We start from the raw sequence: 9,874 nt of genomic DNA, 5'->3' as shown, positions 1-9,874 counted from the left end.
AGGACCCCAAGCCTTTCGTCTGGACGAAGACAGCCGACCAGATCCTTGAGTCCCTCGCCTCGTACTGCCGGCGAATTACTGACTCAGCACACTAGCTTCGGATGCTCGGAAGACGCATCAAGGGGGGCCAGTGTCACGTCCGTTGCGGTGGGCTGTCGTCATCGGGGGCACGGCGGTCGTGTTCCTGCTCAGCTTCAGGGTGGGCCAGGCGGACCCGTTCGGCTGGTTGCCGGACAAGGACTCGGACAAGGTGGCGGCCGCCGCGGGCTTCGCCGGGGCCATGGCGGCGGCCTTCGGGCTCGCCGGGGCGTGGTGGGCGAGCAGCGGGCCGGGCGCCGCCGGCGGGCAGAGCGTCGTACGGCAGCGGGCCCGCGCCTCCGGAACCGGTCGGATCAACCAGTCCGGCGGAGGTTCGGCCCCGGACCTCGTGGACCAGTGGGCACGGGCCGACGGCGACTCCCGGGTGCGGCAGACCGCCGACCCGACCCCCGGCACGGGCACGGGCACCACGCCCACCACCCCCACCCCCTAGTGGGCAACGAGCAGTGGGCCCGCGCCGACGGGAACGCGCGGATCACCCAGGTCGCCGGCGACCACATCACCTACGCGCCCGGCGCCGGCCCCGCGCCCCGGGCGCTGCTCGGCCTGCCCGACGCGCCCCCGGCCCTGGTCGGGCGCGACGGTCCGGCCAAGGAACTGGTGGGCTTGCTCGGGGAGGGCGGCCCGCGCGTCGTGGTGGTGGCCGGGCTGGCCGGCGTCGGCAAGAGCGCGCTGGCGGTGTCGACGGCGCACCGGGCCGTGGAGCTGGGCTGGTTCGGCGACCGCGTGTTCTTCCTGTCGCTGCGCGGCTACGCCCCCGACGGCGGGGTGAGCGGGCCGCAGGCGGTCCAGGAGATGCTGCGCCACCTGGGCGTCCGCGACACGGACCTGCCGGAGTCGCCGGAGGGCCGGCTGGCGCTGTACCGGGCGAAGCTGGCGGCCTTCGCCCAGGCCGGGCAGCGCGTGCTGATCGTGGCCGACGACGCGGGCGCGGTCGGGCAGGTGCGCGACCTCGTACCGGCCGCGGACACGCACCGGCTGCTCGTGACCTCGCGGCACCGGCTCGTGGCGCCGGGGTTCGCGGGGCGGGTGCTCCCGCTGGACGAGCTGGCGGAGGAGCCCGCGGCGGAACTCCTCGCCGACGCGGTGCTGCGTGCGTGGCCGGACGACCTGCGGCCCGTACGGGAGCCGGAGGCGCTCGCCGACATCGCGCGGCGGTGCGGACGGCTGCCGCTGGCCCTCGCGGTGGCGGGGGCAGTGCTGGCGGGCGATCCCGGCCTGTCCGCGGGGGAGTTGGCCCAGCGGCTGGCCGAAGCCAGGAGCCGGCTGGAGGCGCTGAGCTTCGACGAGGGCGGCGTACCGGTGGGGGTGCGGGCCGCGTTCGACCTGTCGTACGCACGGCTGCCCGCCGACCAGGCGCGGGTCCTCCGGCTGCTGACGGTGAACCCCGGCCCGGACTGCCGCACCGAGTACGCCGGCCTGCTCACCGGTGAGGGCGAGGACGTACGGCCCAAGCTGGCCGCGCTCGTACGGGCCAGCCTGCTGACCGAGCAGCCGGTGGGCTCGGGGCGGTGGCGGATGCACGACCTGCTGCGGCTGTACGCGCGGGAGCGGGGCGAGGAGTGCGCGGAGGAGGACGGGCGGGACGAGGCGACGGACACCTTCCTGGCGAGCCTGGTCTTCGACACCGAAGTGGCCCAGGAGGTCCTGGGAGTGAACGGTCCGGGCAGCAGCGGACCGGGACTGCCGTCGGTGGCGCAGGCGCTGGACTGGCTCGACACGGAACGTCCGATGCTGGTGGCCGCGGTGGGCTTCGCCGCCGACAGTGGCCGTCTGGACATCGCCGTGACGCTGGCCGACCTCCTGGCCCCCTACCTCCAGCTCTACGGGCACGGGCAGGAACGCCTGCTGATGGCCCGCCAGGTGCTCGCCCACATGCGCACGGCGGGTGCGCCCGGCGACACCGGCGTCGCGTTGTGCGACCTCGGCAGTGCGCTCGGCCAGGCGCTGCACTGGCCGGAGGCCGTCGAGCGGCTGACGGAGGCACTCGCCCTGCTCCGGGAGACCTCCCACCGGGAGGGGGAGGGCAGGGCGCTGAACCTGCTGGGCATCGCGTACGCAGCGACGCACCGTTTCGAGGAGGCACGGGAAGCGCACCAGGGGGCGCTGGACATCTTCCGTGAGCTGGGGGTCGTGCACGCGCAGGGCACGGCGTGGGTGGGGCTGGCCGACGACCTCCAGTACCTGGGGCGGACGGACGAGGCGATCGAGGCCCACCGGCAGGGTGTCCGCGTCATGCGGGTGCTGGGGGACAGGCATCGCGAGGCCGCCGCCCTCGGGGGTCTCGGCAGCGCGCTCTGGCAGGCGGGGGAGCATGAGGAGTCGCTGGCGGTGCTGGAAGAGGCGCTCGCCATCCTGAGGGCGCTGGGCAACCGGACACGCGTGGGGTGGACGCTGAACGCGATCGCTTCCTCGCTGCTGTCCACAGGGTCGTCGCACGAGGTGCGGCCCCGTCTGGAGGAGGCGCTGAGCCTCTTCAGGGCGGCCGGTGACCGGCACGGCGAAGGCACGGTGCTGGTCAACCTGGGCGTGCTGCACCAGCTGGAGGGGCGCTGGACGCAGGCGCTGGAGGCGCACGAGCGGGCCTGCGCGCTCCTGGATGCCCCGGGGGACCCGACCGGCCAGGCCCAGGCCGCTGCGGTGCGGGCACTGGGCGGCACCCTGGGCGGGCTGGGGCGCTTCACGGAGGCGGAGGAGGCGTTCGAGCGGGCCGCGGCGGGCTTCGCCGCGGCCGGCGACGTGGAGCGGGAGGCCAAGTGCCGGCAGGAGGCCACGACCGTGCGCGAGTTGGCCCGGCGGCACCACCGCTGGTGGCACCGCTTCACGAGGTGAGGGGGGCGCACGGGAGAACGCTGCCCGTGCGCCGGGTCACATCAGGGCACTTCAGCCGACCTGCTCCGGGGCGGTTGCCGTGATCACGGAGAAGACGCCGCCCTGGGGGTCGGCGAGGACGGCCATGCGGCCCGCCGCCATGTCGAAGGCCGGGGCCATGACGCTGCCGCCGGCCCGTACGGCGGCGGCCTGGATCTCGTCGACGTCGTCGACGTGGAAGTACGCCATCCAGTGCGGCGGCACCCCCGCCGGCAGCTTGGCCAGGTCCATCATTCCGCCGACCGCGCGGCCGTCGACCTGGAACTCGGTGTAGTCCTCGGCGCCCGGCATCGTGGACCGGGCCGTGGTGACGGGGAGGACGGCGGTGTAGAAGGCGGCCGCGGCCGGGATGTCGCCGGTGCTCAGCTCGCTCCAGATGAGGGCGCCGTGCTCGTTGACGATGCCGGCGCCGTCGAAGGTGCCGGCCTGCCACAGGCCGACGACGGCGCCGGTGGGGTCGGTGATCACGGCCATCCGGCCGAGGTCCATGACGTCCATCGGGCCCATCACCACCGAGCCGCCGGCGTCGGTGACCTGCTTGAGGGTGGAGTCGAGGGAGTCGGTGGCCAGGTACGTGGTCCACGCGACCGGCGGCATCGGGTCCGGGACGGTGCCGTCCGGGTTGCTCGCCTTCATGATGCCGGCGACAGGCTTGCCCTTCAGGGTGCAGACGGAGTAGCCGCCCTGCTCGGCCGGGCCGATCTCGCCCTGCCAGCCGAAGAGGTCGCCGTAGAAGTCGAGGGCCGCCTGCTGGTCGGGGACCATCAGGTCGATCCAGCAGGGGGTGCCGGGCTTGTAGGGCCCGTTCATGTCGGGCACGGAGGCCTCCGGTGGTCGGGTGGGGCAAGGACGGGCCGTCCCCTACCCGGCTGGCTGAGCCCGAACCGGCCCGAACGGGTGACATGGGCCGTCCGGAACGACGCCAAGACTGGTACGGTAAACCCGTACGAGTGTCCGTAATGTCCAGGAGGACGAACGTGTCGATGTCCGCGAACGAGGCTCGGCAGCGCTTCTACCCGCTGATCCGGCAGGTCAACGAGGACCACGTACCCATAGAGGTGACCTCACGGGAGCACGGCGACGTCGTCATCATGTCCGCCGAAGACTTCCGGTCCTGGCAGGAGACCGTCTATCTGCTGCGCTCACCGCGCAACGCGCAGATCCTCATGGAGTCGGTCGCCGAGCTGGACGCCGGTCACGGCCAGGCCAGGGAGCTCATCGAAGCGGAAGGCGACGAGGGGTTCGCCGCGTGAAGGTCCTCTTCTCCAGCAGCGCCTGGGAGCAGTACACCTACTGGGCGACCGCCGACCCCAAGCTCCTGAAGAGGATCAACCGCCTGATCAAGGAGATCCAGCGCACGCCGTTCGAGGGTGCCGGCAAGCCGGAACCGCTCAAGGAGAACCTCTCGGGGTGGTGGTCCCGGCGAATCACCGACGAGCACCGTCTGGTGTACCGGATCAGGGACGCGGCCGTGGAGATCGCTCAGGCCCGCTACCACTACTGACCGGAAGGGCGCGCGGCCCCGCCACCGGGTGGGTGACGGGGCCTGGCGACCGAGGGGCTCAGGTGGTGGCGCGGCGGCGGCGGCCGGTGCCCGCGACCAGGGCGGCGCCCATGGCGAGGGCCACGCCCGCGCCGCCGAGGGCCCAGGTGGTGGCCGCGTCGGCGCCGGTGGCGGCGAGCTCGCCGCCGGTGTGGCCGGTGGTGTCGTCGACGACGGGCTTCGCGCCGCCGTTCGGGTTCGGCTGGTTGCCGTTCCCGCCGGTGGCCGGGTCGGCGGCGACGATCTTCGTCAGGCGGGACTTGGAGCGCGACTGCGCCCACGGCGCCGGGGTGTCCGGGCCGACGTGGGAGGAGCCCCAGGAGGAGATGCGCAGGTCGCCGAGCGGCGCGTCGGCCGTCAGGCGGAGGCGGACCTGGACGTCGAAGCTCTGGCCGGCCGCGACGGGGCCGCCCGCGAGGTCGAATCCGAGGAACACGCCCTCCTCCTCGGAGCGGACCCCGGCCTCGTGCCAGCCGGCCTTGCCGTTCTCGTCCTTGCTCAGGACCTCGACCTTGACGTGGGAGCTCTTCATCGGGACCCAGTCCGGCCGGGCCAGGACCAGGCCGACGTCGAAGCCGTCCAGGGCCTTCTTGCCGGAGTTGTCGACGTGGACGGACAGGTCGGTCCAGTCGCCGCCGGCCTTGACGGTCTCCGGTACGCCGTTCACCGCGAGCTCGGGGCCCTCGACGAACGGGTCCTCTTCGCCGTCCTCGGCGCCTTCGATCTTGGCGTTGTACCAGCTGGCGGGGCCCCAGTTCCAGCCGTCGGCGCTGATGCTCACGGCGTCGGTGTACATCTCGAAGTTGACGCGCGGCGCGTCCGCGGTGAAGCGGATGCGCACGTCGAGGTCGAAGCTCGCGCCGCGGTCGAGGGTGCCGACGGTGCCGATGAAGTAGCCGAGCACGCTGGAGTCGTCGCCGTCTTTGCCGAGCGCCGTGGCGGGCCACCAGTAGCTGCTGCCGTCCGTGCGGACGATGCGGGTCTCGATCTCGTAGTGGCCGGCCTTCAGCTTGCCGTCGGCCTTGCCGATCGAGAGGTGCGGCTGGAGCCCGTTGACCCAGTCGCCGCCCGAGTTGTCGACCGTGACCTTCAGCTGGGTCCAGTCGCCGCCCGGCTTGAAGCCGTTCTTCGGGAGGCCCGCGACGGTGACCTCGGGGCCCATCATGATGCCGTCGGCGTCGACGTTCTGCCGGTCCGCGCCGGGCTTGACGTCCTTCGCGGGCTGCTCGGCGGGCGCCGGGGCCGGGGTGGCCGGCGCGGGCGACTCGACGACGGGCGCCGGCTTGTCCGCGGCGGGCTTGCCGGCGACGGGCGTGGTCGGCGCACCGGCGTCGGCGGTGGCGTCGTCCTTCGGCGCCACGTCAGGAACGATCACGGCCGGCTGGTCGGCGGCCAGGGCGGGCGTGGCGGTCAGGACGGTCGGTCCGGCCACGGCGACCGCGGCGACCGCGGCCATGCGCTTGATCTTCTTCATTTGTTTCCCCCCATAATTTTGAACATGATCAGATTAATGGGGTCGGCGTGAAAGTTGATGGCTTGAACATCACGAAACGCCAACGACCCCGGCAGCGGCTGCCGGGGTCGTTGACCTTTGGTGCGTTGTGTCCGGAGCCCGGAGGTCAGAGCTTCTCGGGCGTCCGGATCCCGAGGAGGGCCATGCCCTTGGTGAGGGTGCGGGCCGTCAGGTCGCACAGGAACAGCCGGTTCTCGCCGACAACGAGCTCGGGCTCGGGCTTCACGACCGGGCACTCGGTGTAGAACGTCGTGAACAGCGAGGCCAGCTGGTACAGGTACGCGGCCAGCTTGTGCGGAGCGTGCTCCGCGGCCGCCTCCTCGATCAGCGTGCCGAAGCCGTCCAGGTGCAGACCCAGTGCCCGCTCGGCCGGCGCCAGCTCCAGCTCAGAGTGAGCCGCCGGGGAACGCTCGCCCGCGTTGCGCAGGATCGAGCGGATCCGGGCGTACGCGTACTGGAGGTACACGGACGTGTCACCGGTCAGCGACACCATCTGGTCCAGGTCGAACTTGTAGTCGCGCGCGGCCGAGGTGGAGAGGTCCGCATACTTGACCGCGCCGATGCCGACCTGGAGGCCGTTCTCGACGATCTCCCGCTCGGTGAGCAGGCCACGGTCCCTGTCCTTCTCCCGCACGACGGCCGTGGCGCGGTCGATGGCCTCGTCCAGGAGGTCCACCAGCCGGACCGTCTCGCCCTCACGGGTCTTGAACGGCTTGCCGTCCTTGCCGAGGACCGTGCCGAAGGCCAGCTGCACGGCCTTGACCTCGTCGTTCAGCCAGCCCGCGCGGCGGGCCGTCTCGAAGACCATCTTGAAGTGCAGGGACTGCCGCGCGTCGACCACGTAGATCAGCTCGGTCGCGCCCAGGTTGGCCACGCGGTCGCGGATCGCCGACAGGTCGGTCGCCGCGTAGCCGAATCCGCCGTCCGACTTCTGCACGATCAGCGGGGTCGGGTTGCCGTCCGGGCCCTTGACGTCGTCGAAGAAGACGCAGAGCGCGCCGTTGGAGCGGACGGCGACGCCCGACTCCTCCAGCAGCTTGCAGGTCTCCACCAGCATGTCGTTGTAGCCGGACTCGCCGACCACGTCGGGGTCCTGGATGTCCATGTCCAGCTTGTTGAAGACGGAGTAGAAGTAGATCTTCGACTCGTCCACGAACCGCTGCCACAGGGCCAGGGTCTCCGGGTCGCCCGCCTGGAGGTCCACCACCCGCGCCCGCGCCCGCGTCTTGAACTCCTCGTCGGAGTCGAAGAGGCCGCGCGAGGCCTTGTAGAGGCGGTTGAGGTTGGACATGGCCTCCTCGCCGGAGACCTCCTCGTCGGACTTGTGGTCCAGCTCGTGCGGGTGCTCCAGCAGGTACTGGATGAGCATGCCGAACTGGGTGCCCCAGTCGCCGATGTGGTGGCGACGGATCACCTTCTGGCCCGTGAACTCCAGGATCTCCACCATCGCCGCACCGATCACGGCCGACCGCAGGTGCCCGACGTGCATCTCCTTGGCGACGTTCGGCTGCGCGTAGTCGATCACCGTGGTGCCGGGGTTCTCCGCGAGCGGCACACCGAGACGGTCGTCGAGCGCCCGCGCCGCCAGCGTCTCGATGATCGCCTTGTCGGTGATGGTGATGTTGAGGAAGCCCGGACCCGAGACCTCGATCTCCTGGATCAGGTCACCGGTCGGGATGCCCTCGACCACGGTCGTCGCCAGCTCGCGCGGGTTGGCCTTGGCCTTCTTCGCGAGCGCCAGGATGCCGTTGGCCTGGAAGTCGGCCCGGTCGCTTCGTCGCAGCAGCGGGTCGGCGCCACCGGCCTCCGGCAGCGCGGAGGCAAGGGCGTCGGCGACGCGCTGGTTGACGGACGAAGCGAGCGAAGGGACCGAGGCCATGAGCTGCCGTTCCTGTGAGGTTCTGTACGTGGGCTGTACTTGGGTCTTCCGACAAGTGCCGAGTATCCCACGCGGGCGCCATCCGTTTCGCGGGATATCACTGGGCGGAAGCAACCCCGGAGCGGCCCGTTCCGTCTGGGAGAATGGCTGAAGCCAGCATTCGAGATAGAAGGACGTGTCGTGGCTCAGAGCAGCACCGAGACCGACTGGGTCTCCCGTTTCGCGGACGAGGTCATCGCCGAGGCGGAGCGCCGAGCACCCGGCAAACCTGTCGTCGTCGCGTCCGGACTCTCCCCCTCCGGCCCGATCCACCTGGGCAACCTCCGCGAGGTCATGACCCCGCACCTGGTCGCGGACGAGATCCGCCGCCGGGGCATCGAGGTCCGCCACCTCATCTCCTGGGACGACTACGACCGGTACCGGAAGGTCCCGGCCGGCGTGCCCGGCATCGACGAGTCGTGGGCCCGGCACATCGGCAAGCCGCTGACCTCCGTGCCCGCGCCGGCCGGATCGGCGTACCCGAACTGGGCCGAGCACTTCAAGGCCGCGTTCGTCGAGGCGCTGGCCGAGATGGGCGTCGAGTACGACCCCATCAGCCAGACCGAGCAGTACACCACCGGTGTCTACCGCGACCAGGTCCTGTTCGCGATGAAGCACCGCGGCGACATCGACGCCGTCCTCGACCAGTACCGCACCAAGCAGAAGCCGGGCGGGAAGAAGCCCCAGCAGAAGCAGGTCGACGAGGCCGAGCTGGAGGCCGCCGAGGGCTCCGGCGCCGCCGCCGAGGACGACGGCAGCACCGGCGAAGGCGGCTACTTCCCGTACAAGCCGTACTGCGGCGCGTGCGGCAAGGACTTCACCAAGGTCACCTCGTACGACGACGAGACCACCGAGATGACGTACGTCTGCACCGAGGACGAGTTCACCGAGACGGTCAAGCTCAGCGAGTTCAACCGCGGCAAGCTCGTCTGGAAGGTCGACTGGCCCATGCGCTGGGCCTACGAGGGCGTCATCTTCGAGCCCTCCGGCGTCGACCACTCCTCGCCCGGCTCGTCCTTCCAGGTCGGCGGCCAGATCGTGCACATCTTCGGCGGCGAACAGCCGATCGGACCGATGTACGCCTTCGTCGGCATCAGCGGCATGGCCAAGATGTCCTCCAGCAAGGGCGGGGTCCCCACCCCGGCCGACGCGCTGAAGATCATGGAGCCGCAGCTGCTGCGCTGGCTGTACGCCCGCCGCCGCCCCAACCAGTCCTTCAAGATCGCCTTCGACCAGGAGATCCAGCGGCTCTACGACGAGTGGGACAAGCTGGAGGCCAAGGTCGCCGACGGCTCCGTGCTGCCCGCCGACGCCGCCGCGCACACCCGCGCCGTGCGCACCGCCGCCGCCGAGCTGCCGCGCACCCCGCGGCCGATGCCGTACCGGACGCTCGCGTCCGTCGTCGACATCACCGCCGGCCACGACGAGCAGACCCTGCGCATCCTGACCGACCTCGACCCGACGCAGCCGCTCACCTCCCTCGACGAGGTACGGCCGCGCCTGGACCGCGCCGAGAACTGGATCACCACCCAGGTCCCGGCCGACCAGCGCACCCTCGTACGCGAGGAGCCCGACACCGAGCTGCTGTCGTCCCTGGACGACGAGGGCCGCGAGTCGCTGCGCCTGCTCCTGGAGGGCCTGGACTCGCACTGGTCCCTCGACGGGCTGACCACGCTCGTCTACGGAGTCCCGAAGGTCATGGCCGGCCTGGAGCCCGACGCCAAGCCGACGCCCGAGCTCAAGGTCGCGCAGCGGACGTTCTTCGCCCTGCTCTACCGGCTCCTCGTGACCCGCGAGACCGGACCGCGACTGCCCACGCTGCTGCTGGCGGTGGGCGCGGACCGGGTGCGCAAGCTGCTCGCCGTCTGAGACCGCGCGAACCATGTGGAAGGGCCCGCACCCCTCGGGGTGCGGGCCCTTCCGCATGCTC

General features: G+C 71.6%; 8 protein-coding genes. 5 read left to right on the top strand and 3 right to left on the bottom strand.

Going from position 1 to position 9,874, the window contains the following annotated elements; all coding sequences use genetic code 11:
* Window positions 1-130 precede the first annotated feature (130 nt).
* A complete protein-coding gene (locus ACFYP3_RS21555) occupies window positions 131-532 on the top strand; it encodes a hypothetical protein (RefSeq protein ID WP_388834796.1) in 402 nt (133 codons plus the stop codon).
* Window positions 532-2,931 carry a tetratricopeptide repeat protein gene (locus ACFYP3_RS21550; protein ID WP_388834794.1) on the top strand — a complete coding sequence of 800 codons (2,400 nt, stop codon included), beginning with the start codon at window positions 532-534 and terminating at the stop codon, window positions 2,929-2,931. Before ACFYP3_RS21555 ends, ACFYP3_RS21550 begins: the two co-directional genes overlap by 1 nt.
* Before the next feature lie 51 nt (window positions 2,932-2,982).
* Here ACFYP3_RS21550 and ACFYP3_RS21545 read toward each other — a convergent pair whose 3' ends face one another.
* Window positions 2,983-3,780: a VOC family protein gene (locus ACFYP3_RS21545; RefSeq protein ID WP_388834817.1), complete on the bottom strand. Its 798-nt coding sequence runs from the start codon at window positions 3,778-3,780 to the stop codon at window positions 2,983-2,985.
* A 167-nt stretch (window positions 3,781-3,947) separates the two neighbouring features.
* Here ACFYP3_RS21545 and ACFYP3_RS21540 point away from each other — a divergent pair, with 167 nt between their 5' ends.
* Both ACFYP3_RS21540 and ACFYP3_RS21535 read left to right on the top strand, forming a co-directional pair.
* Window positions 3,948-4,223, top strand: coding sequence for a type II toxin-antitoxin system Phd/YefM family antitoxin (locus ACFYP3_RS21540; protein WP_388834791.1), 276 nt, complete (start codon window positions 3,948-3,950; stop codon window positions 4,221-4,223).
* Window positions 4,220-4,474 carry a Txe/YoeB family addiction module toxin gene (locus ACFYP3_RS21535; protein ID WP_361768667.1) on the top strand — a complete coding sequence of 85 codons (255 nt, stop codon included), beginning with the start codon at window positions 4,220-4,222 and terminating at the stop codon, window positions 4,472-4,474. The genes ACFYP3_RS21540 and ACFYP3_RS21535 overlap by 4 nt, the downstream gene beginning before the upstream one ends.
* A 58-nt stretch (window positions 4,475-4,532) precedes the next feature.
* Here the strand turns inward: ACFYP3_RS21535 and ACFYP3_RS21530 are convergent, their stop codons facing one another.
* Window positions 4,533-5,987, bottom strand: a complete 1,455-nt coding sequence (locus tag ACFYP3_RS21530) for a hypothetical protein (RefSeq protein WP_388834788.1) — start codon at window positions 5,985-5,987, stop codon at window positions 4,533-4,535.
* 145 nt (window positions 5,988-6,132) lie between these two features.
* Complete coding sequence (argS, locus tag ACFYP3_RS21525) at window positions 6,133-7,905, bottom strand: arginine--tRNA ligase (protein WP_388834785.1); 1,773 nt, start codon at window positions 7,903-7,905, stop codon at window positions 6,133-6,135.
* A 180-nt stretch (window positions 7,906-8,085) separates the two neighbouring features.
* Between argS and lysS the strand changes: the two genes are divergently transcribed.
* Window positions 8,086-9,813, top strand: a complete 1,728-nt coding sequence (gene lysS / locus ACFYP3_RS21520; RefSeq protein WP_388834783.1) for a lysine--tRNA ligase — start codon at window positions 8,086-8,088, stop codon at window positions 9,811-9,813.
* Window positions 9,814-9,874 lie beyond the last annotated feature (61 nt).

This window comes from Streptomyces sp. NPDC005533 (assembly GCF_042871845.1).
Classification (GTDB): Bacteria; Actinomycetota; Actinomycetes; order Streptomycetales; family Streptomycetaceae; genus Streptomyces.
Note: the sequence above shows the minus strand (reverse complement) of the source record. Positions and strands in the feature narration are given on the sequence as shown.